Consider the following 24,288-nt stretch of genomic DNA (forward strand, 5'->3'; position numbering starts at 1 on the left):
TGTCTGGCTTGAACAGGGAGACACAGGGAGAGCTCTGAACCAGGTCCGCACGCCCTTCCCGGAGCTATGCGTGCTTTGGGGTTGGTGATAAGGCAAGCCGTATCACCGGGCGCTACTGATGACCGCCAGTAGCCAACGGGGTGGAAACGTTGTTGCGTGCATTATGTTGATAGGCCGTAGCTTATGCAACCCGGCGCCTTTCAAAGTCGGTCGACGCAGACTAATTGACGGCGACGACCGCACCCTCGGGAACGGGGGACGGAATTGCTATACCGGTCGCCCCAGTTATCTGTGAAATCAGCATTCCTGAACGCTTTAAACCAACGGTAGTTGTCTTTGTCAGGTCTACCAGCACAGAAGGCAAGCCTGACGGTGCAACCCCATCAAAATAAGTATAGGCCGTTCCTGATGAGATGTAAGAACCGACGCCCACAGGTTTCACAAACCACCCAGGTAGGTTGAGCGCAGAATCGCTCGGTACCCCGCTGAAGCCCGGGTTGGCCTGGGCATATTCGGTAGCGGCAGATCGGTACACCAGAAAGCCGCGACCCAGCGAGTCGAGGGTAGCGTAGTCGGATATACGTTGGTCCTGATGTTGGTTCTCCATGAAAATGCTGGAGGCAATAAGCACAACCATCAAAACGAGCCATTGCATTGTCATGATACGAGGTCCATTTACAGAACGGTGGTTGTTACATCCGAAGCGTCAATAACAAAACTATTTCGATAGGGTAATCAATGTTAAGCAAATTCCAACTAGGCCAAGCGCAATGACTGTCCACGTTGCGGCTCGCTTGAAGCCCAATGGTTTACGGTGTGGGTTGATTAACTCCATAGTGGCGATTTTCTTTACAAAATAACGACCAGAGGGCGTAGGGTGTAATTTGTAAGTGAAATCGCCGACCTCGAATGCCTCCTTTCCTTCTAATGCGCGACGCCATAGCACAGTTGAGCATATCCTGCTTCGGGTGCTTAGCCAGGCCTGTAATTCTCCAGCACTATACTCAACGTCATTCTCAAGCGTCTGCACTGCAATAATCCCCATAAACATACAAAAAACGTTTGTTAAATTTTATAAGCGGATGCTTTATTTGAAGCAGCTCCAATAGAAAAGACCAGGCCAGGAAAGTCGAGATGTGGAGAGAAACCATCCACTTGCATTTCTGAAGATATAGCCAGTCTCGCTATCTCCGATGCCAAAAGCGCCGGTTAAAGAGCATGACTTCCATGTGGTGTCGCCAAGGGAGCACGTCACACTTCCTCTGGCAGGCGCCTGGCAGGTGCCCTGGATCAGCTGGAATTCCCACCCACCTGGTCTTTTCCATAAGCCTTGTTCGCAGGACAACGTTATTCCCGCGGCGCTTTTTGCAAGAAGGGTTCGGTCACTACACTGTTGCCCCTCGGTAGCTATGCCTCCCAGGGACAAATATTCATTTGTCTGAATGCGATCATAGGCCGTTATCTTGCCAGTCGAGGTTATCTTTCCACCCCATAGTTCACCACCGGTTGAAAAGTTTTTGTCGTTATATACTTGGACCCAGTTGGGGCTATTTTGATAAATCCCGCCTCCCCATTTTTCGCTGTACCAGCCTGTGTCACCACGTGTTCTGAACCAACCGCCTGTGCTGGTATCACCGGTAATGGTTGCAGTAGCGGCATTTACATTGGCTGTGGCGATGACGTTTCGAGCTGTAATGTAGGCGTTAGCTGTTATGTTGCCTGAGGCTGTAATATTTCCTGCGTTGTTAATATTGTGGTTGCCCATCGTGATATCAGTATTCATCGTGTTGAATTCTGGATGGTTTGGCACTGCGTTTCGATATAGATAGTCATTAGCCAACGCACCATCCATAAGGAAAAGTGCGCTAGCTGTATGTCCTGGCCCAGGAGCTATAGCATAGTTACTTAGTGCTACCTGCCATCCACCCCGCACGCCCTGGACGATGTTCGGGTTGGCTGAAGAGATGAAACCACCAGGTCCTCCGAGATTTTCAGCGATGGTTCGGATACCCATTTCAGGAATCGTCTGCCCACCACTAGTAACCACAATCACTTCCAGTTGATTTGGGTTGGGTTTCCGGGCGAGGCCGAGAATGGTCTGCCCAAAGGCGTTCGTGGGGCTAAAACCTGCAGGAAGGTAGTTGGTGTTGACGAGCATCGGAACGGTTATTTGTACCGGTACGGTTGCTGCCGCGTTGGCCAGCACCACGCTGTAGTTATCCTTCAGATATTTGGCCAATGCCTCTGAAATGGTTCTCTGTTGATCAGCAGCAATTCGATAGTCCTGAGAGTCCATCTGCTTGATTTGCCATGCGATCGCCAAAGTGACGACAACGGAGAAAACGGCCAATCCGATCGCCATGTCCAAGCTCAAAAAGCCCCGCTGCTTGTTCCTACTGGTCATTCCAGAGACTCCTTGATGATTGGTGAGCGATGTCGTGATCGAGCATCGTGATCTTTCCTGCATGGACTTTCTCTCGGATGCCCGGTCCGTCATCGCCCGTGAAAAGCAGGCTCTGCAGGGTTAATCGACGACTCCCTTCGTTGCCGCTTGATAAGGACTGGTGAAGAACGGCCACTAACCCCTTGGAGAGCAGCTCTCGGGCGTTATTGAGTAACGGCTGAGCCAGGGCTGATATACGCTCAATGCCTTGAGTAACGCTGCCCGCATGGCCTGTGCTGATGATGAGATGGCCATTGATCGAGGCTTGAATTACTTGTGCTGCTGTCGAGCTGTCGCGAATTTCTCCCACGAACAGGAAATCCGCTCTTGTGCGCAGCGCTAGAATCAACGCTTCCTCGTATCCCCCCATCCGGCGAGAGACCGGAACTTGAATGCAGCGCCCACTACCATGCCGACCATTCAAAAACGGTTCTGGAGGATCCTCGACAGCCACACAAATGCCTCCCCAGGCCTCAAGGCGAGCTTTCACCAGTGATGCAGCACTGGAGGTTTTCCCTGTGCCCATTTCCCCACAAATGAATATCAGGCCGCGAACCGTGTCGCTCATCAGCGCGTCCTGCAGATAGTCGGGCAGACCCAGCATGTCCAATGGCCGGATCTGGACTGAGGATTTGCTTACGACAAACACAGGCTTGCCATTCAAATCCAGCAACTGGGTTACACGAAGGACGACGCCATCTTCAATTAGGGCGAACTCTGGATCCTGGGTTGCCTTGTGCTTTTCCTCGCACTGCGCCCGTAAGCGCTCAAGGTCAGCCCGCCATTCGGCGGGCGCTTCAACCCTTCGTGCCTGCCCAGGGAGACCTTTGGCGTCGGCAAATCCATCGCCGAGGTACAGGTCGACGAATTCAGCATCAGAGATCACGCTCACACTGAGTTCCTTAGTACGAAGTCCAAGCGATGGTATTGGCGTCCGAGGAGCAGCTGGTCGCAGCCGCCACCGCAGTGATTTCGCCGGCAATTGCAGTGCCGCCGTTGATCGCCGTCGTTGTCTGTTTGTCCTTGGCCATGTTCGAGGCAAGGGTGATGCAGGCATTTTTCGGAAGGTTGGATTCTGTGATGGTGAAGGTCATGCCGTTGCTCATCACGGTCACTGCGCCGTTCCAGCGGTTGGACAGGGCATTACCGTTGATGCTCATGCCGCCAGTTGCCTCGAGGTTGATCAAAGAAGGCGCCAAGTTGGTGCCTGCCGTGGCGTAACCCGTGGTGCTTTTCAGTCGTTTGGTATTGCTCAGCAACGTGCCGAGATTGCTCTGTTCAATGGTGACGTCCGAGCTGCCGAACGTTCTGTAACCCATGAACACGATGAAACCAAGTGCCACCGCGATCAGCATCAACCAGAACATCCCGTCCAGGGAGAGAAATCCGCGTTGGTTGTTTGGAGTGTTTGTTGGCATTTCCAGTACCTCATTTAGGTTTGATTTAAAGCGTTGCAGTCACATTGCCGGCCAATTGGAAGATCCCGATCACTACCAGAATCATCATGACCCCCATGGCCATGGAGGACATGCCGATAAGAGATTTGGCGATGGCTTCGACGCGCTGAAGCGTTTGCTCCAGCCACCGGTTGGAAAACCGTTCCATCGACTCAGCGAAGCCTTTGCGGGTGGCGAGCACTTCCAGAAAATGCATCGCCATGGGGTCTGGGAATTGATGACCCGCAAGCTTCAATGCGGTACCGAAGTTTTTGCCGGCGCTCACTCCGTAATGAATGGCGCTCAGGCGCTCTTTCAACCATGGAGAGGCATTGCGTTGAAGAGAGGTCAAAGCATCGAGTTGGTTGATGCCGGAGCGCAGCATCACAGCCATGTTGAGCAGAAAGATCGAACCGTGGAGTGCCTTGTAGACTGACCAAGGCGGGAGCCTCTCTGCTCGCACTCGCAGGATCTGGAGCAGCTTGTTCAACTGCAGCTTCCAGGATGGGCTGGCGGCCGTGATCTGGAGTCCGCAAAAAACGGGGAGAGTGACTACCGATATGAGGATGAAGACAATCACAGCTATCAGCGTCACAAGTCCGTAGTGGGTCACGAAATTCGATAGGGCGTAGAGGAAGGCCGGCACTCCGGTCCACGCCTCAGGGTTGGAGCGTCGTGTCATGGAGGGCACCATCCACACTGCAATCACATACAGCAACGCCGCCATGACGCTCCATACCACGGAGGGGAAAACTGTGGCTGATGCCACGAGTTTGCTAATCCGCTGACGTACCTCGATGATCCTCACGCAGTCCCGAAATGCCTGCACCAGGTTGCCGGTGTCTTCCCCGGAAGCGATCAGAGAGTTCTCGTCATAGGGAACCCAGCCTTCGCAGGAAATGCTCAGGGATTTCCCGCCTTTCACAGATTGCGCGATATCCCTGCATGCAAGGGATACAGGATGTAGCTTCTGGCCGTTATCGCTGAACGCTCTTGCCACCGTATGCAGCGCGTCCTCAAGCGACACACCATCCTCAAGGATGCCCATCAGGCTCTCGTAGAACTGGATTCTTTCGTTTTTGCCAAACTGCTTGGCATAGAAGGTCTCTGCCCAACGATTCAGCATTGCTCTGAAGTCACTCAGCATGAGCGAGCTCCAGGATTTGCTTGTCAAAGTCCAAAGGCCCCACCGTCATTTCGGCGTGGCGGGGGTCTACTAAGCCTTGTTTCAGTTTGATGATCGTGTGCGCGGTCTTGGTAATACCGCCCATTTCCTTGACCCAGTGGCGACGTGCCGCACTTGCACCCTGCCCATTGAAAACGCGCATGAACTCAAGGTCGGTGAGCAAAGTTTCCGCCACCACCGTGCGGCCGGTGATGCCCAAGCCTTTGCAGTGCGGGCATCCAGGTCCTTTGAGGTAGGTCTCATCAAGCGCTTCCAGATCGCTCAAGCGCTGCACCAGCGCACTGCTGAGCTCCCCGAGGTGCTCGCGTGCGGGTACGCGGCAGTGGGAACACAGCACGGGCAAGAGGGATTGGTTGACCACGCTTGTCATCAATGCAGGATCAGTAACCAGGTGTCGGTCTACACCCATGTCGATCAGTCGTTGAAGAGCTGCTACAGCGTTGTTGGTGTGCAGTGTCGTCAGCACCAGGTGACCAGTCATACCGCCGCGGAAAGCTGCTTGTGCTGATGCAAGGTCCCGGATCTCCCCATACATGAGAATGTCAGGGTCGAGCCGCATGGAATTGGTGATACCGTCATTCCAGGTTTCACCGGCGCCCAGCGGTGACTGATTGGCGAGGAGTGGATATTCAGGTGGATCTTCCATCGTCAGAATGTGTTTTGTTCCACCGCACTCTTCATGCAAGAGGTTCAGGTTTACCTGCAGCGACTTCGATTTGCCGGAACCGGTGGGTCCAGTGATCAGGTTCACCCCATAAGGCAAACTGCGGATGCGGCTGAATGCATCAATTTGCTGCGTCAGGAAACCGAGATCACTAAGCGTCATTTTAGTTTTGTCGTCATACAGCAGACGCAAAACCATCAGAGGGCCATCTACGAGCGGCCGAGTGGCGACTCGGGCACCGAACAAACCGAGTTGGTCGACATAGGCGCGTTTTACCCTGGCGTCCTGGCTCACCTGCGGCTGGTAGTGGTCTTTCGCGACATCGCACATGCTGTTGTAGAGGGACGAGCAGAGCTCCATGCCCACCTGGCTCTGATGCTGTTCTGCCTCCCACAAGAGCCCGTGGATGCGAAAGAAGATTCGAGTGATATCGTGACCTACGACAAAGTGGACGTCGCTGGCGTTGCGCCGGTGGGCTTCTCCTAAAAGCTGCACTACCTGGGCCTGGCGCTTCGTCTCGGTCGCCGATAGCGCTTTACCATTTGCATCATCATTGGCGCGGTAGAGTGCCTTGATCGTGCTCATCGAGCAGACCTTGACCTCAAAGTGGTGATTTTCGTGTTCCAGCTGGTCCTCGAATGCCATGACATAGGCATCCGTTTGGTGTTGGGCTGACACATACAAAATCCCATCGCTGGTCAGCGCACATAGTTGACGCAGCTCGGGTTTCAGCTCAAACGGTCCACCAGGGGCCGTCAGCAGTGTTTGGTGCGACGTCAGTAGGACTGCAGCAGACTCATCACTGTCAGGCTCTATGACATCTGGTTTTTCAGTCAGGATCGTCATCGAACTTCTCAATCAACGTTGGCCAGGGATCAGCCCAGGCGGCATGGGTGCTGATGGGGTAATGCTGGGGGCTGAATTGTCGACGTTGCTCAAGCTGGCCGGGGGCGTACTTGAAAAGCCGAGGGGGTAGCGCTTACCGCCACGCTCGAGGGTCACGTTTTCGACGGAGAGGATGGCCACGCGATAACCACCGGGTAACTCCCGAGATGAGGCATCTGCGTCTACTTCAAATCCACTGCTGTAGAGCAGGGTTGCACGGAGCCGTTTTGCTGAGCCGAATACCGCTTTCACGACAGGCAATTCAGACTGTGTATCACTGCTGTGGGCCGAGGCTGCAGCCGGCTGTGCGAGGTTTCCTTGAGAAAAAAACACTGTTGACGGCTGCGCCGTAGCACTTTGGTCTTCGCCCTTGATCGATCTTTCGGCCTTGGCCTTCTCGGCTTTGGCATTCAACAAGATCGTCTGGCTTTGAATCTGGGCCAGCTCGCCGACGTTCACCCCAGATAGGGTGTTCTCATCCGCCCAGCTTGATGGTGCCCCTAACGCAAGGATGGAGCACAAAAAGAACAGCGCTTTATTTCGCATAAAGGTCACCTATTACTGACCAGACAAGGTGGCCAGTCTCATATTTGGTTGTGATTTCACGCAGCCGTAAGCCTTGACTGGGTGCGCCGGACAATGAGTCCAGCGGGGTAATGCCAGTGGCATAGCTCAGCTCGAATTGCTTCCATTGAGGTGGTGGTGGCGGCGGCGGAGCAGGCTGACCGGGAATGGCTGGTTGAACGGGCACAACTACCGGTACTTCTTTCAGCACTGGGGATTGATTGAAGCTATGCAACCAAGAGGAGAGATTCGCCAACATCACGATGGCTTCTTTAAGAGGCTCATCACCAGCTGCGGGTAGCGAGATGTCGAATTTCAACGTGGCCGAGTTGCCTTCGTCAAAGAAGGCCGGCCGATCAGAAAAGTGGCCCTGAGTTGCCTGTATCAGTTTGTCGGCTGTGCTATTGCCCGAACGCTTATAAGAGGACAAGACCTGTGCGCCGTCGCAGACTGCGCTCGTGAACTGCCATCCCTGAATGGACAGAGGCAACTGATAAATGACGTTGCTGCAACCCTCCAAGAAATCAGCAACAGATGGACGTTTGGCCCAGGGGTGTTCAAGCGCTTGGGGTGGCTGCTCCATACCGGATTCTTTTTGCAGCCTGGCCAACTCTGCCAGGCGTTGCTGTTCAGCCTGGAAAGCCGCCTCTTTGGCTATTTGGTCCTGATGGCTCTGCCATTGAGCCCACCCGATGATGCCGGCAGCGATCAGCGCTCCAAGAATCGCCAGTTGCACCAGTTCTGCTTTGGATAGCCCAAAGACGAGTGGCCGAAGCCGATACTCGCGTTTCAGGTGCGAGGGCTTTAGTAGCTCTTCCACGTCCAGTGGTTGACCACCCATTTCGAACTCTGGGGGTAGGTACTCATGGTCGAAGTTGATGCCACGACTACGCTGTTGTACGACTCGTCGGCGCACCTCGGCACCTGTGCCGATCATGTCGCAGCCAGAGATCACCCCACCTTGATACACCGCGACGAGGGCGTACTGGTCAATGTCGCTTTCAGTTTTCCAGGCCGCGATCCATGAGTCCCCCAGCTGTCCAGCCAGGGTGGCCGCGAGCGAGTACATCCCTTTGGTGACCTCCTCGCTTCGCGCTACAAAACCTGCCTGAATAATGGCTGGTGTTCTTCGAATGGCGACAATGTCGAGGTGGTGCTCACGACCGTACTGGCGCGCTTCCTTCATGTGACCGGTGACACTGCCCAGCGGATGCCAGCGCAGACCGGTGACAAATGATTTTCCTCGATACTGGAGTACCTGGACCCGAGCAGAGCGTGCATTTTTTGAGGTTTCCGCAACCATGGCTTACCCCTTGGAACCTGTGCAATGCAGCAGTGGGGTAGGGCAAGAGCCCCAAGGCTCGTTGGCAGCAGGTGAAATCACCGCGCTGGGGCTGCCTGTGTCGCTATCAACAACAGGAGTAATCAGCACTACGAGCACGCTGTGCCCTGTGGTGCGGACACGGCTGCCGCCCAAACCGAAGAACCCTGGATCCCCCACGCCCGACTTGGTTGCGTTTTCGCTGTTCTCCTCAAAGCCAGTCAGTACGAGGGTTTGACCGCTGCGCAATTTGACCTTGGGCGACAGGTTCTTGGTGTCGTAGTCCGCTGTCTGGACACTGGAGCCGTTGCTCGTAAAAGTGGTAAACGTCGGTTTGCTGCTCATGCTCAGGGTGATCATCAGCAGCATGTTGTCCTGGTCGATGATTCGAGGAAGCAACATCATGTTGAAGCCGCTGGTGATGGTAGCGGGGGTGAGCGAAGTAGACGATCCAACGGAAGCCGTGGTGGTTGTCGAGCTTGATGCGACATAGCTCTTTACGTTGCCGATCTGGATTGGTGCCGGCTGCAGATTCAGCGTGGTGACCGACGGCGAGCGAACGTTTGAGATACGGCCCTGTTCTGAGAGTGCTTTTATGATTAAGTTGGAGCCAGCCCAGGGAGACTTCGACGTGTCCAAAATACTCAGGGAGCCCGAAACCGCACCCGTGCTTATGCCGGTGGTGGCATTTTTCAGGGAGAAGCCCCATTTGTTGCTCAGGGACGTATAGACAGCTGTCCAGTCCAGGCCAGTCTGGTCTGTGTCAGTGAGAGTTACCTCGAAGACTTTGACATTGAACAAAACCTGACGAGTGATACTGCTGTTGATCGAATTCAGGTATTTGGCAACGCTAGAAAGTACTTCTGGTCGATCACTTACCGTCAGGGTGCCAGTGGATCGGGAGAGGAACATTCGGCCTTGGGGCTGCTGGCTCAGCATCGCCTTGACGTTTTTTTCAATGTCTCCGATCAGGGACGTCTTGATGGTGACGGTGGTGCTCTGGTTGCTGCCTGATTCACCCGATGCACCTGTCGACGAAGATCCGCCACCACCGCCACCACCGGAACTGCTCCCGCTGCCTGTGGCGGTCAGCAAGCCCGACTTCACAGTGCTTTCAATGACCTGGTCATCTCCAAATGCCCAGACGTCGAACGTCTTGGTGTCGAAGTAAGTGACATGCACGCTGCGATCATCGGAGGAATAATTCCACGCTAAACCCAACTGGGAGGTCGCTTGATTCAACAACCCTGACAGCTTGCCGCTGTACTTAATGGGGAATGTGTTGGGCGCAGTCAGCCCAACCGAATTCATTGAGCGGGCGCTGCTCGGAACATTGCCGATGACGCCGGCGGGCATGAAGTTGGCCAGGTTGTCGGCAGAGCCCAAACCAGGTGGAACTGCAGGTCCTGAGTTGCCCTGGGTCGAACTGGAAAGGACACTTGGGTCGATTGCATCAGGGGCTACGATGACCGGAACACCACATTCGCTAGTGATGTACTGCGCAATCTCCGCGATCCCAACGTTATACGAAGGGCGATAGGTGATATCGCAATCCATGCTCAGCGGTAAACCACGCTTGGCGACCAGCGGTTTTTTGGATACCCATGGTTTGTCGCTGAACACCACCGTAGCGCGCGCGGACTCTTGTTGCTGATTTCTCAGAAATCGGCTGTATTGGGAGGCTGTCGCAGCGTCATTTTCAGCTCGGCCGGCTGATTCATTCACGCGCTGCAGCGAACAGGAACTCACCAGCGAGACCATGAGTGACAAGGCTGTGCCTTTGATCCAGAGACGAGCGTTCATCATTTGTTCCTCTCTGTAATAAAAATCAGCCGCTGTGATGAGCTACTGTCGACCACATCGACCAGAAAGGACCGTGGAGCGGTGTCGTACAGCGGGAAAATCGACCCGATGGCTTCTTGGAAACTGCCCTCAAATCGAAGCGGAGCGTCAATTGAGTAATCCAAATCATCGACCTGCCACATCAGTTTCCAGCCCGCTTTTTCAGCCCAGCCTTCGACGGTTTGACGAAGAGTTGAGCCAGTTGAAGCCGTCCATATCAGGGCCAGCGGCTTCGGCGCTGCTATGTCCGTCGCAACCGGCTTTGGCGCTGCAGAAGCTGCAGACGCCGCGGTGATCAGTTTCGGAGTTGAAGCGACCTTCGCATTGGCATTGCTGGACGTGGTCGAGTCCGGACTCGGAGTCGGCAAGGTAGACGTTTGTTTGGTAGAGCCGTCCTTGGTATTTACCGTAGGAGGGGCCACGGTTTTGGCTGGTGCAGCATTCGCCGCAGGTGTGGCGACAGATGCAGTTGTTGTGAAAGGCGCTGTTTGCGGAACGGCGGCGACTACTACTTGGCTGCCCGCATCGTTGTTATTGCTCTTTGCTGCGACAGGCTGTGCAGCTGTAGATGTGTTGAGCTGAGCAATCTGAGTTGATGAAGGACGTGGAGAGTCCGGGAGCTGGTAGCCGGGGCGCAGGACGTAGCACACCTGACGGTTGACCTCGTCGACCTTCACTTGCCAGGCCGGACCTGCGAGCACTTGCAGGGTGTTACGCAGAGTCATAGGGCCAAGTTTATATTGGGCTGCTGGCAGTGGTCGGGTGTAGAGGATGTTGACGTGGCCAGTGTCTGCCGAGCAAAGCGTATAGCCGGAACGGTCCACCACGTACTGCATCGCCTCACGCACATTTGGGTGCATGTTGGCTGGAATGCTGATGTCGATAATCTGAGCCATCAGGTCACGTTGGCCAGAATCTGGCAGCGTGCTGACGAGGGTGTAGCGCCCATAGCGCACTACCGGTTCTTTTTCAGGAACGGCGCCGCCGGGATAGAGGTCTGGCGTCAACATGTCCGGATTGCGACTGCTGTCGAAAGCGGGCTTGGGTGTCTGCGCCGTTTGGGTCGTGCAACTGGCGATTAACGCTAGAAGCGAGAGCGTGGTGACGTGCCTGATCATGTGCCGAGAGGCCCCCTGTAATGATAGGGGAACGGTGACAGGCTGGTACCAGCTGCGCAGTAGGAAATAGAAAACTACGTCTATAGGTATTTATAGGCTATACAAAGATGACGCGACCGAGGTGGAAAATTACCTAGTATCTGATCACCCATTTCCATTCACGCTGAGCATTCATTTGCATTCACGCTGACCACTCAATTGCATTCGACCTGACCAGCTATCCTGCCATTACGCCTAGAGTAATGAATCCAAAATCGCGTTCAGCGAACATCCATTCGAACATCAAATCTCCGTCCGCGTGCTGAGGCGATTGTTAATCCCTCCTGGTCGTTACCCTGTGGTCGACCGGTGAGCATTGATCCCCATCGTTAACTCCCGCCACAGGCATTTGTGCAAGCAGGCTGAACGTGGTTAAATCTGCATATTCGATTATCCACATATGCAGAGCGATTGCTTATGAGCCTTACACCACACACATTCTTCAAGTGCTTGGGTGATGAAACTCGCGCCCGGATCATGCTCATGCTTTCGGCTGAGGGTGAGTTGTGCGTGTGCGAGTTAATCTGGGCACTGGACGATAACCAGTCGAAGGTCTCCAGGCATCTTGCCCAACTGCGTGCTTGCGGGTTACTCGCAGATCGGAGGCAGGGTCAGTGGGTTTACTACCGGCTGCATCCCGAGCTTGAACAGTGGGCACTGGATGTTCTGAACGTCACTACGCAGGCACACCAGTCCTGGGTTAACGACCATCAAGGACGGCTGGCTTCCATGGAAGACAGACCCGTGCGCCAAGCCTCCTGCTGCTGACATCCTGATCTGGAACATACTCATGCTCATCGCAGCATCGATTTTCGTAGTTACGCTCGTCTTTGTTATCTGGCAACCCAAGGGGTTAGGTGTCGGCTGGAGCGCGGCAGCGGGTGCCGTTCTGGCACTACTGACTGGCGCCGTAAGTCTAGGGGATGTGCCGGTTGTGTGGCACATCGTCTGGAACGCTACCGCGACCTTCATTGCTGTGATCATCATCAGTTTGTTGCTCGATGAAGCGGGATTCTTCAAATGGGCGGCGCTTCATGTCGCTCGCTGGGGTCGGGGCAAAGGCGGACGTCTGTTTGCGCTGATGATCCTGCTCGGTGCAGCCGTTTCGGCACTGTTCGCCAATGATGGAGCCGCACTGATTCTGACCCCAATCGTCATCGCGATGCTGACGGCGCTTCGCTTCAGCCCGGCATCCACCTTGGCATTCGTGATGGCCGCAGGCTTCATCGCTGATACCGCCAGTCTGCCGATGGTGGTGTCCAACCTGGTGAACATCGTTTCGGCAGACTTTTTTGGCGTGGGTTTCGGTGAATACGCTTCTGTCATGTGGCCAGTGAACCTAGTGGCCGTGGCCGCGACACTGTTCATGCTCTGGATGTTCTATCGCAAGGACATTCCCGCCCAGTACGACGCGGATCAGCTTGAGGCCCCGGAGTCGGTGATTCGAGATCGGGCGACCTTCATTGCTGGCTGGTGGGTACTTGGCCTGCTGCTGGTTGGTCTGTTCGCACTGGAGCCGTTAGGTATCCCCATCAGCGCTGTTGCTGCTGCGTGTGCAATGATCCTGCTGGTCATCGCAGGTAAAGGCCAAATCATCTCCACGAGAAGGGTCATCAAGGACGCGCCCTGGCAAATTGTCGTGTTTTCGCTGGGCATGTATCTGGTGGTCTATGGCCTGCGTAATGCTGGCCTAACCGACTCGCTCTCGGGGCTGCTGAACATATTTGCCGAGCATGGCCTATGGGCCGCTACCTTGGGCACCGGTATCACCGCTGCGCTGTTGTCCTCGATCATGAACAACATGCCGAGTGTGCTTATCGGCGCTCTGTCCATTCAGGGCAGCGACGCTACAGGACTGGTACGTGAGGCCATGATCTACGCCAACGTCATCGGTTGCGATCTTGGCCCCAAGATCACGCCCATCGGAAGCCTGGCCACGTTGCTGTGGCTGCATGTGCTAGCGCAGAAAAATATCCGCATCACCTGGGGTTACTACTTCAAAGTCGGCAGCATCCTCACCCTCCCTATCTTGCTGGTAACGCTGGTGGCACTGGCGTCGCGGCTGAGCATCCCTGTCTAGGAGAAACCCATGAAAGTGCTATTTATGTGTACGGCAAACAGCTGCCGGAGCGTTCTCTCGGAGGGGTTGTTCAACCACCTGGCCCCGAGCGGTTTTAACGCCGTCAGTTCGGGCAGCTTCCCAAGCGGACAACTGAATCCACGCGCCGTGAGTACGTTGCAAGCGCTTGGTATCTACACCACAGATCTCTACAGCAAAGGCTCAGAGGTGTTTTCGGACTCACCACCGGATGTGGTGATCACCGTGTGTGATAAGGCTGGAGGCGAACCCTGCCCGGTCTATTTCGGGCCTGCTGTCAAAAGCCACTGGGGCCTCGCCGACCCTTCCGATGTAGAAGGCACAGACAGCGACATCCAAGCCGCATTTGACGCGACCGTCGTCCAGATTAAAAAGCGTTTCGAGGCATTCTTCAGCTTGGATCATTCGGCGCTCACACCGCAGGAACTGAAGCGCGAGCTAGATCAAATAGGTGAACTGTAATGGACGAATTTTCCTCGGAAAGCAGCCTGGATCTACCTAATCTGGATCAGTCGCTAATCGACTTCGTCACACTGGATCGCCTGCAAGGCAACGAGCAACCGACTCACAAACCACGCATCTTGTTGCTGTATGGCTCAACCCGTGAGCGCTCTTTCAGCAGGCTGCTGACCCAAGAGGCCGCGCGCATCCTGACCCTAATGGGAGCCGAGACCGTCATCTTTGATCCCTCGGGTCTGCCTCTCCCTGATGACGCTCCGGAAGACCATCCAAAGGTTAAAGAGCTGCGGGATCTGGTTCTGTGGTCAGAGGGACAGGTGTGGTGTTCGCCAGAGCGTCACGGTGCAATGTCTGCTGTATTCAAAGCCCAAATAGACTGGATACCTCTCACGTTGGGCGCTGTCCGCCCCAGCCAGGGCAAGACGTTGGCCGTCATGCAGGTCTGCGGTGGATCACAGTCCTTCAACACGGTAAACCAGCTTAGGATCCTCGGGCGCTGGATGCGGATGATCACCATCCCAAACCAGTCGTCAGTACCCAAAGCCTTTCTGGAGTTCGACGACGCAGGGCGTATGAAGCCATCCGCCTACTACGACCGTGTTGTGGACGTGATGGAGGAACTGATGAAGTTCACGCTGATGGTTCGGGGCCGGGAAACGTATTTGGTAGACCGCTATTCGGAGCGCAAGGAAAGCGCCGAAGCACTCTCGAAACGAGTCAATCAAAGATCGATTTGAGCGACCAAGGGGATAGAGGATGAGCAACACCACAGTAAGGATTGCGCAGATTTCGGACGCTCAAGCCATCCAGGCAATTTACGCACCGATGGTTGAGCATACGGCGATTTCGTTTGAGCTTGAGCCGCCCACAGTCGAAGAGATGGCCAAGCGGATTGGGTCGACTTTGCCGACTTACCCGTATCTGGTAGCGGAGCGAGACGGCCAGCTCATCGGCTATGCATATGCCAGTCAGCACCGGGCTCGTGAGGCCTATCGCTGGTCGGTCGACGTCACCGTTTATATATCGCCAGAAGCGCACCGTAGCGGGGTCGGCCGGGCACTGTATGGCGTGTTGCTGCCGACATTGAAAAGGCAAGGGTTTCACGCAGCCTTTGCCGGGATCGCGCTGCCAAACGATGGCAGCGTGGGGCTGCATGAAGCACTAGGCTTCGCTCACATCGGTACGTATCCAGAAGTAGGATTCAAGCATGGCGCTTGGCATGATGTTGGATATTGGCGTATCGCGCTGGATTCAACGAGTCCGCCAAAACTGTCCGTGCCTTTCAGTGAGATCAGTCTCTTCTGAATGGGTCTCGACGGCCATTATGAGCGATGGGAAGATTCTAATACGTAACAAAGTCAATTATGTTCGACTCCTCGAAATGAATACGAGCAAAGTGGGTAAAATCGAAATAGATTTGCCACTTTCGGAAGTTTGCAGATATCGAACGAAACTATTGTTGCCGATGGGGAGGCCTATTAGATTCCAGAAAACAAAAGTAATGGTTCCAAGTACGTTTACAAGGTCTCAGCCACTAAGAAGCAGTGATATACCGCAGATCTACAAATTGGTCGCCAATGCTTGTCTCGCGTTGCCGGCCGCGTCGGGCTCAATGAGGTCACTTGCCAACTGACGCTTATCCTGCAGCATTTGCCAAAGCATCTGGTCGATTGTGTTTTCCACCAGCGGGATTTTCACCACGACCATGCGCAATTGCCCATTGCGGTAGGCCCTGTCCTCAGCCTGGTCCTGCAGTCCAGGCGTCCAGGGGAGGCCCAGGAACATCACATAGTTGGCCGCAGTGAGGTTGTTGCCGGTGCCGGCAGCGGAGGTAGTGGCGGCAAAGACGCGGGTTTCTGGATCACTTTGGAATTGATCGATCGCCTTCTGCCGTTTGCCTACAGAGTCACTGCCGACAACCGTGACGCACCCGTACTCAGCTTGCTTGCACCGAGTGCGAAGTGTTCCTACCGTATCCTTGAACTCACAGAACAAGATTACTTTGTCCTCCGCGTCCAGTTCGCACAGCAGATCCATTACGACACGAATCTTTACCTGCTCAAGCAACTGACGCAGTGATCCCAACCTGGCGAGGCTAGGCCTGTCTTCGAGCCGAATTTGATCGTATTGCTTGCGCTCTTCAGCAGTGAGTTCGATGGGTAAAGTTTGGCGCTGTTTGCCCTTGAGACCGGGCAAGACATCCTTGCGTCGACGGAGCATCCAATCGCCGATTGCGCCCCGCAGATTCATGCGGAAATCCTGACTGCCGGCGAACTGTTCGCAGAATTCTTTCAAGGGCAGTTTCCCAACGGGGTGGCCGGATAGCCGTAGCAGCGTGTGCAGCTCAGATTCTCGGTTGAGGACTGGCGTACCCGTCAGCAGGTAACGGTTGGGTATCTTGGCGGCAATGTCGAAGCCGTGACGTGTCCACGCGGCGGTCGGCTCTTTCAGGCGGTGCGCCTCGTCGATGATCATCACTTCAAAGTGTCCTGCATGCAGAACAAAATCGCCAAGGCGTTCGTAGTTGGTGATAATCCATTGCGAAGAGGGATCAAAGACCTGTTGGCCGATAGTGGCCTTGGGATACACCATCTGGATTTCGCGTTGCCAGTTGATGATCAACGTCGACAGGGTGATAACCAAGATGGGTCTATTAGCTGCTCGGATTGCAGCGGCAATGATTGCTTGGCGAGTTTTACCAAGCCCCATGTCATCCGCAAGCAAGGCGCTTGTGCGCTGTAGCAAGTGCCGGATGCCTGCCGGTTGATGGTCCAGTAAAGAATAACCAGCCAATGCCTGGTTAATCTGTTCGGTAGTGGACCCGGTGCGCTCGATTGAGGGCACCGCGGCTAAATACACATCGGTTGAGGTGCTATCGTCAGCCGCTTTTGCTGCGCGCTCTTGTGGCGGTCCACCAAGACTGATGCGGGTGATTTCATCAGCTGGAACAACGGATCCGTCGGTCAGCAGCTCTTGCACGGTGTCGAGGATTTCGAACTGATCCTCCGACAATCCAAGCTCCAGGATCAAGTTGCTTCGCACCACTTCCGCACCAGCGTCAATGCGCCAGGACTTGGAATGCCCGAGAAACACGCCGTGCATGCGCCTTGAAACGGCGACCGCGCCAGGATGGTAGTCACCTGACAGCAGGATCCCGCCCTGAACGAGTGGAGCTATCCGAAAGGTCAGCCCCCACGTGAATGCCTGCCGATCTGGGTCGTTTTGTGCGGCTGTGATTTTATGTGAAAACGTCTCCCAACTTTCATTGAAACGGTCCTCGGACAACTCCATCAAACGGTGGAAGAGCACATCCAGGTCATCCAGCAACTTGCCTTTTGGTAATCGCCAATAGCGATGTTGAGGATGCTCGGCACGCCGAATATAGAAACCATTACGTTCGAGAAACAGCCGGTTCGCACCCTCAACGTATTGCATTAAGACCCCGAAGTCATAGCCGTCAAAAATGACTTTTTCGACCAGGTCCTGCCGGCGGTTCATCAGACGTGGACGACTCATGTCCTGCTCAATCGTTGGTTGATCCATTCCGCACAGGCCTGGGCATGCATTTTTTTCCGGTTTCGATTTGTATAGCGCGACATGGATAGTGTTTGGTCGGGCCATTCCAGGTTAATGGCGAGCTCACCCGATTTGATCTTTGCCCAAAACCATTGATAGGCCCGGTCAACCCTGGAGCCCGACTTAGGTGTGCGATTGCGGAGCCCTCTCAGTTGTATCGTCACCAGGTGTTTGGGAGTCAATTTTGCTAACGTTTCGCCCCAGGCACTTTCATCCATTTGGATTTCTGCAGAGGCCAACGATTTCCCGTTTTCGCGAACCGAAAAAAGACGGCAGATGCCCCGATAAGCACTGTAGTCGTAACCATCAATGCAATGGCCCAGCGCTCGATGTTCCGCATCAAGATCGGCGGGGCACTTCAGTTCGATAATTTGCAGCCCATTTGGACTCACGAGGGGTGTGCTGGTTGAATAAAGCAGCGGCTTCCAGGGCGTTAAAGAGTCTGTTCTTGTTTGTGGATCTACTGCATCTAAAGCCTCACGGATGTCTATCAACGCGAGGTGAAAGCCATTCACCAAGCTGGCGATCTGGTGATAGGAAGCAGTAGCAATGAAGCTTTTGAGTTTCTGCAGTGCTTCACCAGAAGCTGGTCCGTCGCTCTCATCAACGTTGTTAAAGAGCTCGTTCAGGTCTCGAAAGTCGTCGGCGATTTTGGACCAATTGTCGTCCGACCAATCAGTTGGACACCCTGACAGCAGCCTGTTCCAGTCCTGCGTTTGATCCAGCAGTTGATACGGGATTTTATCCAGCAGCGCGAAGAGAGTGATCCAGTGCGCTTTTTTAAGAGGACGGCGATTGCCCAGTGAGGCTCCCAGCAGCAGTCGATGCCAGGGTCCTTGTGGCCCCTCGCGGCTGATACGGGTCAATGCACTGCCGGTATCGAATACCCGCTGTTGACCCAGGTAGCGCACTGCAGCGCGCGGCGCCTGTAGCAGCCAAGCCAGTGTGTCGGAAAGGGGGAGGCCCGCGTCGGCTATGCGACCTACCAGGCACTCTTCAGCGGAAATCAAATAACGGTCCTCACTCCAGTATGGGCGCCACGCCTGAAGTTCATCCCATGGGCAGTTCATGTATACCTGCTGCTGCCCATCCCACGGCCACGGCCATTGATCTGCTAGTACCAGAAGTGGAATCAGTACTGGCTGGGCTTTTAGGGCCTGAAGGCGGCGTTTTCGGTCACCTTGAGCCAGCCAGTTATAGAGCTTGGGTGAGGGACATTGCGCTGAACGAATGGCGAATAAAAGCTCTTGGTCCAGACACTGGCAAAACTGCTTCAGCGTGCTGCCAATCTGCTTCAGGTAAAATCGGGTGCGGGGATTGAAGTACCGATTGTTGCTCGCCGTCCAATCGAAGCCGCGGCGATTAAAGCTTCCTAGATCTTCAATCGAAAGGGCTTTCGCCCTCTCTCCAGCAGACTTGCAGAAGGAGGTCAGTAGGACGTCTGCATACCAGCGTTTTTCAAACCTGAGCAGTAGCTGCTGGGCCACCATTGCGGTGGGTTTTCTCTTATGCACGCGGTCCTTGCTGAAGATTTTGCAGGCCTTAACCTGATGACCATCGAAGTACTGGAGGTGATCGCCGATTCTGGCCAGGAGCCGCCGTGTTTGATCATCTGTAGAGGGCAGGGCTACGCACCAGCAACGAGTATGGACAGTGGAACTCAGATAGGTATCGATGAAGGAGGTCAGCTGGGAGGGCGGTACGTTAAATTGTAAAGCCCAGGTCTGGGCGACTTCAATTTGCCGGTCTGAGAACTTCTCCAGCTTCGGCGCTAAGATGCGCAGCCCCACCACCGATTGTCTCTTCTGTACGCTCACCCATGACCTCCTCTGCAATTTCGCAGAGGACTGTCAGGTATAGGAATGGTGGGCTTCTAGGGTTAATGCGTAACGGCGTTGTCGGTGATTTATATCGGCAATGGCAGAAGTCACACCCCTCTGGGTTTATTGAGATCTGGTTTGCCATTCAAGTTTGGAAAACTCACCTTGCATCCATTCGATTTGAAGCCTGTGCAACCCCAAAAGTCATAGCCACCGCCCCCTTTTTTTTGTCGCCTTGCGAGGGGTTGATTGCACTTGGGACAGTTGAAAGCGCCACCTGCTGTGGCTGGGCGTGGAGCGGACGCCATCGGCACACTCGGCATTCCACGTTGCTGAGACAGTTCCTCTTCCAGGCGTCTATGCAGACGCGCAACGACAGCTCCATAGGTGTCTTGGCCCTGGGCGACTTTGTCCAAATCCCGCTCCAGCTCCCTCGTAAAATCGAGCTCCACGAAACTGTAGAACCCTTCCAGCTTCGCGATTGTTTCCTCCCCCAGCGGCGCCGGTACCAGCTTGCGGCTTTTTTCCTCAATCATTCCTTTGCTGGTGATGTTCTTCAAGATCGAGGCGAACGTGCTGGGACGACCAATACCGCGGCGCTCCATTTCTTTGATTAGACTGGCCTTGGTGTAGCGGGATGGCGGCTGAGTTTTCTTCTTCAGCAGTTCTCCGTTGTGCACAGAGATGATCTGTTTTGGTGTGAGTGCAGGAACTGGGTTGCTCGCTGCTCCATCTTCCTCATCGTCTGTGTCATCGCCCTTGAGCAGTTTCCGCCACCCAGGATGAAAAAGGGTTTCACCAGTTGCATTGAATCGCAAAGCCTTACCATTTGGGCCAACCGCGAGCAGTTTTACAGCACGCACGTCGAATACCGCCGCTTCGATCTGGCTGGCCAGCGCCCGGACCCAAATCAACTTGTACAGGGCGAGTTCCTCGTCGTTCTCACCAGCTTTTGTATCAGCCCAATGCGTCGGGGTAATAGCGGGGTGGCCTTCCTGCGCGCCTTCGGCGGCCTTGAATGTACGTCGCTCGTCGACGGTCTTCAATCCGATAGATCTAGCTACGGTTCTAATATCCTCCATGGCCTCGTCTGGTACGTTGGGATTATCCGTCCTGTGGTAGGTGATCACGCCTTGTTCATACAATCGCTGGGCGACTTGCATGGTCTTGTCCGGGTCCCATTTCAAGGCGTTGCTGGCTGCTTGTTGAAGGGTGGAAGAGATGAAGGGCGCGGGTGGGTGGCGCTCGGCCTTGCGGTCTTCACAGGACTCGACGACGACATTACGTGTGCCGGCGACGAGTCGGGCCAGGTTGGCATCTTGAACGTAAGGAAAGTCTTTGCTCGCGAAATCCGGTACCGGTTGCCAGTCTGCATACCAGGTGGTGCCCTGATTCATATCCACAAAGTTCAGACGCACACCGAAGTGGTTGATTACCTGAAAGTTGCGGATCTCGCGCTCGCGCAAAACCACCAGGTATACGGCAGGCGATTGCACGCGGCCTGCAGAGGTGGGCTTGCCCATCAGTCGGCGTAGCTCCTGAGTCACCAGGTAACCCACCAAACGATCAAGTACACGCCGGCATTCTTGTGACGCGACTCTGTTCAAATCGATTTGGCGAGGATTGGCTAGAGCCTCTGCGACACGCTTCAGGGTGATTTCATTGAAGGTGATGCGTTTGTAGGATTTGACCGCCAGTACCTGCTGGATGTGCCAGCTGATGCTTTCACCTTCGCGATCCGGATCGGTTGCGAGGTAGATTTCATCGGCCTGTTTAGCTGCGGCCTTGATGGTCCGCACGGCCTTGGCGCTCTTATCCAGGATCTCGTACACCGGTGTGTAATTTTTGCGGACGCCTGTGGTGATCATGCTGTCGTCCTGCCCTCTGGCGGGCAAGTCACGTATGTGCCCACCACTGGCGACAACCAACCAGTGTTCGCCTGGGCGCAGTTTCTTCATCATTGGCTGAAGCTTTTTCAGCTTCCCAGGTGCCTCGATGATCAATAGCTTCACGGTGTGCCCCTTCTCAATTATGCAGAGCGGGACTGTCACGTCATGGCAGGTAAGGCTTCAATGGGAAATGGTCAATGCACAACGGGAGGCTTTTAGCGGCTAGAGGTCCAGCGTCAGCTGCTGTTCCTGGGCAAAGCCCTTTAGCCACGACGCGCGCATCGCAGGATGGTGGTAAGGGCAGTCATACACCCGTAGCCCTTTTCGGGCGGCGTCAGCACCGGCTATTTGAACGGCAGTATGGGGGTTATTGAATTGCCGCCTATCTGCTGGTTTCAAAGAAGTTCGAGATTGCGCCATTGGCTATCGGTCCCCGAAGAACAGATCTATCAGACAGTAACATCACGAATAGCGCATTTTTTTGCATCAAAAACGGAAGTTTTAAACTTCTGTGCTTGAGATAGCCGAATGGAAGTGTGACTCAACCTGAAAGTTAACGAATGGCGCGATTTTTTGCCAACCAATTGGCGGTTTGATGTCAATTCGAAGCTGGCTCGTCCGTCCAGTTCGCAACTCTGATCCACGCGATGAAGTCCTGAGTGGATTGTCCGCTTTGAACACGTAGTTGTTCCAGCTTGCCGTATAAGTGTTCAGTCATTTCGTCGTCGTCGTCAAAGTCGACGCGGTATTCAGTATCTAAGCGGTATTCATCGAGCAAGGTGTTGATAAATCGGCGGGCTTGCCAGGTATCAAGGTCTGTCTCTCCACGGCCCCCCATCAGATACTCTCCCGTTCGCCACCCAACTGGAGCCCATGATGCTCGGTTTATGTCCAGGGTGAGCCCGTAGTAGTCCGGAGCATTCACCTCGCTTTCATCAAAGTAAGCCCAGTAAACACGGCCTAAAGCTGGGTGCTCTGCGCCAATGACAACGTACCCTGTTGGGTCCCTCAAAACTTCATCCATCGGCACGTCCTAATTTGTAGTGGTTCTCTAATGAGGTCGGGGGAAACGATGAGCTGTTTCCCCCAACACCGACAGCTACACGAATGGGCCGAAAAATTAAGCCCCTGTTTTCAGAATTGCGGTGGATCGGTATCTGGATATTCATCCGGGCCTGGAGCTGGCTGCGGCCGCGATTCGGGTCTGTTGGACTGTTGCGAATTCTGGTTTTGCGAAGGCGCCAGATTCACCATGGTCACGCGGTGTGGCAGCATGCCGACCCGGCTGGCCTGGATTTTCAAAGCTTCGAATTCGCCATCGTCGTTCTTCCAACGGTCCATAACGGCGCGACCGGAAACCAGCACTCGCATACCTTTCTGGAACAGTTGCGAATAATGCTCGGCGTCCTTGTGCCACCACTCCACATTCGCCCAAAAACCGCCACGATCTTCGTAGCCGCCTTTGCCATCCGGAATCGAATTGTCGAAGTAAACGTTGGCTCGCATGAGTCGACGTGGGTCTTTATTGCCGTTGGGGAATTCTTTGAATTCCGGTGCAGAACCGATATTGCCTTCCCAGCCTTGTACGGGCGTGCCCATGAGTATTCTCCGAGGTTATTGGTGTTGCGTTGGGTTGTTGAGCTGCTGCAGGCGAGCGGTATACACGGCCTCTGCCTGGCCCATTTTTTCTGCGCACTCGGCGGCCTGTTTGGTGATCGAGTGCAGCAAACTCATTTGCATATTCAAGGTGATGCGCTGCAGCTCCATCACGTAAAGATCCTGCAGCATGGATTCCGGTGTTCTGGGTGAGCCCATCATTTCTGCCCAAACCCCTACGCCCATCCGCCGATCTGTCACCTGCTGCCATCTCAAAAACTGGGTGCCGGCTTGGGTGTTCTGCTCAGTCAACCGCACTGGAACTAGGGTGAATGGATATCGGCGGGCCTGGCTCAGCACTTCCTGGGCAAGAGCTTTTAAGTCCGATTCTTGAGCTCGGCAAAGATCGGCAAATTGGGTCAGCTCCCCCTTACCTTTAAAAGGCTTTAAAAGGCCCTTTAGTGAGGCAGCCTGTTGCAGTCGCTGAAAGGCTTCCTGTTGCAGTGGCCGGAAGGCGGTCTGTTGCAGCGACCCATCATTGGAGGGAATCTGGCCCATGCTCTTTAACCCTCAACGGGGTCATCGAGATGATCATCCGTCTCGGTTTGCTGCTGACCGCGGATGATCGGTGGCGCGAAATTCGAACGGCGGGTGCCTTCCAGGATGTCTTGTGGCAGCTCACCGTACCGCTCGTACATTTTGCGGGCTGCTTCAGCCTTGGCATTGTTTGCAGCGAAGTCGTCGCGGGCAGCGCCTGAGTACTTATAGATCTGGGCCAGACCAAACAGTCTCCGCAGTACCGCTGCGCCTTCGTCGATCCAGGTTTCCATATCGTGGCGCCCGACAAGGCCAACGTGCTGGGCCAACAGAATGCGTCTGACAATTTCGTCGTAGTTCGTCAGCAGGTACACAGCCTGAAATCCCAGGGGATTGGAGATGTACAGCGGGAGGCTGACAGGCTGGATCGAGAGGTTTTCGCTAATGCTGATGGCCGGTGGAAGAGAGGCCATGGCTGTGTCCAGGCGATCTTCGATGGTCTTTAACGCTTCCTTGGAATCGTTGATCTTTTCCTCGAGGAGGATCATCCACCAGTCAGAGTAGGGATCATCCTGTTGGGCGCCTCGAGACATTCGATTGACGACAGTGCAGAACCCTGACAGACCAATGATGCCGGCTTTGAGGTCATTTTTAGGGCGCCCCATCCATATACGAGCGGCGTGGTGAGTGTGAAGGGTGAGCTTCACATCGCTGCGCAGTGAACCGATGTTGAGCCGGAAGTTATCAGCCATGGTGCAGTGTTTCCTTGGGAAGAGGATTGACGTACCCATGCTGCAATTTGGCTATAGGAGACG

At 54.7% G+C, this 24,288-nt stretch carries 23 protein-coding genes; 5 read left to right on the forward strand and 18 right to left on the reverse strand.

What is annotated here, in order from left to right; genetic code table 11:
• Nucleotides 1-220 precede the first annotated feature (220 nt).
• The 10 genes from pilM to pilL2 form a co-directional block, all read right to left on the reverse strand.
• Nucleotides 221-661: a type IV pilus biogenesis protein PilM gene (pilM, locus tag TX24_RS17595; protein WP_057710761.1), complete on the reverse strand. Its 441-nt coding sequence runs from the start codon at nt 659-661 to the stop codon at nt 221-223.
• Between the two features lie 426 nt (nt 662-1,087).
• On the reverse strand, nt 1,088-2,404 hold the full coding sequence (gene pilV, locus TX24_RS17600; RefSeq protein ID WP_057710762.1) for a shufflon system plasmid conjugative transfer pilus tip adhesin PilV: 1,317 nt from the start codon (nt 2,402-2,404) through the stop codon (nt 1,088-1,090).
• Complete coding sequence (locus tag TX24_RS17605) at nt 2,394-3,335, reverse strand: ATPase, T2SS/T4P/T4SS family (protein WP_008437359.1); 942 nt, start codon at nt 3,333-3,335, stop codon at nt 2,394-2,396. Before TX24_RS17605 ends, pilV begins: the two co-directional genes overlap by 11 nt.
• A 10-nt stretch (nt 3,336-3,345) precedes the next feature.
• Nucleotides 3,346-3,861, reverse strand: coding sequence for a type 4 pilus major pilin (locus TX24_RS17610; RefSeq protein ID WP_173667485.1), 516 nt, complete (start codon nt 3,859-3,861; stop codon nt 3,346-3,348).
• Nucleotides 3,862-3,886: 25 nt separating this feature from the next.
• Nucleotides 3,887-5,026, reverse strand: coding sequence for a type II secretion system F family protein (locus TX24_RS17615; RefSeq protein ID WP_057710763.1), 1,140 nt, complete (start codon nt 5,024-5,026; stop codon nt 3,887-3,889).
• Entirely contained in the window at nt 5,016-6,575 is a 1,560-nt protein-coding gene (locus TX24_RS17620; protein WP_057710764.1) for a GspE/PulE family protein, read from the reverse strand. The genes TX24_RS17615 and TX24_RS17620 overlap by 11 nt, the downstream gene beginning before the upstream one ends.
• A 12-nt stretch (nt 6,576-6,587) precedes the next feature.
• Nucleotides 6,588-7,160, reverse strand: coding sequence for a type IV pilus biogenesis protein PilP (gene pilP, locus TX24_RS17625; RefSeq protein ID WP_057710765.1), 573 nt, complete (start codon nt 7,158-7,160; stop codon nt 6,588-6,590).
• Entirely contained in the window at nt 7,150-8,481 is a 1,332-nt protein-coding gene (gene pilO2 / locus TX24_RS17630) for a type 4b pilus protein PilO2 (protein ID WP_082628820.1), read from the reverse strand. The genes pilP and pilO2 overlap by 11 nt, the downstream gene beginning before the upstream one ends.
• A gap of 3 nt (nt 8,482-8,484) precedes the next feature.
• A complete protein-coding gene (gene pilN / locus TX24_RS17635; RefSeq protein WP_057710767.1) occupies nt 8,485-10,302 on the reverse strand; it encodes a PilN family type IVB pilus formation outer membrane protein in 1,818 nt (605 codons plus the stop codon).
• The gene (gene pilL2 / locus TX24_RS17640; protein ID WP_057710768.1) at nt 10,302-11,459 is read right to left on the reverse strand and encodes a PFGI-1 class ICE element type IV pilus protein PilL2; all 1,158 of its coding nucleotides are present in this window, start codon (nt 11,457-11,459) and stop codon (nt 10,302-10,304) included. The genes pilN and pilL2 overlap by 1 nt, the downstream gene beginning before the upstream one ends.
• Nucleotides 11,460-11,915: 456 nt before the next feature.
• On the opposite strand from pilL2, the gene TX24_RS17645 reads away from it, so the two are divergent.
• From TX24_RS17645 to TX24_RS17665, 5 genes are read left to right on the forward strand one after another with little or no spacing between them, the layout of a single operon-like run.
• Nucleotides 11,916-12,266, forward strand: coding sequence for a metalloregulator ArsR/SmtB family transcription factor (locus tag TX24_RS17645; RefSeq protein WP_008437351.1), 351 nt, complete (start codon nt 11,916-11,918; stop codon nt 12,264-12,266).
• Between the two features lie 22 nt (nt 12,267-12,288).
• On the forward strand, nt 12,289-13,578 hold the full coding sequence (locus TX24_RS17650) for an arsenic transporter (protein WP_008437350.1): 1,290 nt from the start codon (nt 12,289-12,291) through the stop codon (nt 13,576-13,578).
• Nucleotides 13,579-13,587: 9 nt separating this feature from the next.
• Nucleotides 13,588-14,058 (forward strand): arsenate reductase ArsC, encoded by a 471-nt coding sequence (locus TX24_RS17655; RefSeq protein ID WP_057710769.1) that lies wholly within the window; start codon nt 13,588-13,590, stop codon nt 14,056-14,058.
• Nucleotides 14,058-14,792 (forward strand): arsenical resistance protein ArsH, encoded by a 735-nt coding sequence (arsH, locus tag TX24_RS17660; protein WP_008437348.1) that lies wholly within the window; start codon nt 14,058-14,060, stop codon nt 14,790-14,792. Before TX24_RS17655 ends, arsH begins: the two co-directional genes overlap by 1 nt.
• Before the next feature lie 19 nt (nt 14,793-14,811).
• Nucleotides 14,812-15,360: an arsinothricin resistance N-acetyltransferase ArsN1 family B gene (locus TX24_RS17665; protein ID WP_008437347.1), complete on the forward strand. Its 549-nt coding sequence runs from the start codon at nt 14,812-14,814 to the stop codon at nt 15,358-15,360.
• A gap of 255 nt (nt 15,361-15,615) precedes the next feature.
• Here the strand turns inward: TX24_RS17665 and TX24_RS17670 are convergent, their stop codons facing one another.
• From TX24_RS17670 to TX24_RS17700, 8 genes are all read right to left on the reverse strand, one after another.
• On the reverse strand, nt 15,616-17,571 hold the full coding sequence (locus tag TX24_RS17670) for a DEAD/DEAH box helicase (RefSeq protein WP_024073377.1): 1,956 nt from the start codon (nt 17,569-17,571) through the stop codon (nt 15,616-15,618).
• On the reverse strand, nt 17,568-19,448 hold the full coding sequence (locus TX24_RS17675; RefSeq protein ID WP_019818088.1) for a hypothetical protein: 1,881 nt from the start codon (nt 19,446-19,448) through the stop codon (nt 17,568-17,570). Before TX24_RS17675 ends, TX24_RS17670 begins: the two co-directional genes overlap by 4 nt.
• 110 nt (nt 19,449-19,558) lie before the next feature.
• The gene (topA, locus tag TX24_RS17680; RefSeq protein ID WP_008437341.1) at nt 19,559-21,463 is read right to left on the reverse strand and encodes a type I DNA topoisomerase; all 1,905 of its coding nucleotides are present in this window, start codon (nt 21,461-21,463) and stop codon (nt 19,559-19,561) included.
• 99 nt (nt 21,464-21,562) lie between these two features.
• Entirely contained in the window at nt 21,563-21,760 is a 198-nt protein-coding gene (locus TX24_RS30980) for a CrpP family ICE-associated protein (protein WP_073845721.1), read from the reverse strand.
• 178 nt (nt 21,761-21,938) lie between these two features.
• Nucleotides 21,939-22,364 carry a hypothetical protein gene (locus TX24_RS17685; protein ID WP_008437339.1) on the reverse strand — a complete coding sequence of 142 codons (426 nt, stop codon included), beginning with the start codon at nt 22,362-22,364 and terminating at the stop codon, nt 21,939-21,941.
• Between the two features lie 110 nt (nt 22,365-22,474).
• Nucleotides 22,475-22,939 carry a single-stranded DNA-binding protein gene (locus TX24_RS17690; protein ID WP_008437336.1) on the reverse strand — a complete coding sequence of 155 codons (465 nt, stop codon included), beginning with the start codon at nt 22,937-22,939 and terminating at the stop codon, nt 22,475-22,477.
• A gap of 15 nt (nt 22,940-22,954) precedes the next feature.
• Nucleotides 22,955-23,494: a DUF3158 family protein gene (locus tag TX24_RS17695; protein ID WP_008437334.1), complete on the reverse strand. Its 540-nt coding sequence runs from the start codon at nt 23,492-23,494 to the stop codon at nt 22,955-22,957.
• A gap of 5 nt (nt 23,495-23,499) precedes the next feature.
• On the reverse strand, nt 23,500-24,225 hold the full coding sequence (locus tag TX24_RS17700) for a PFL_4669 family integrating conjugative element protein (protein WP_008437331.1): 726 nt from the start codon (nt 24,223-24,225) through the stop codon (nt 23,500-23,502).
• Nucleotides 24,226-24,288: the final 63 nt, after the last annotated feature.

This window comes from Pseudomonas lactis (assembly GCF_001439845.1).
Classification (GTDB): Bacteria; Pseudomonadota; Gammaproteobacteria; order Pseudomonadales; family Pseudomonadaceae; genus Aquipseudomonas; species Aquipseudomonas lactis.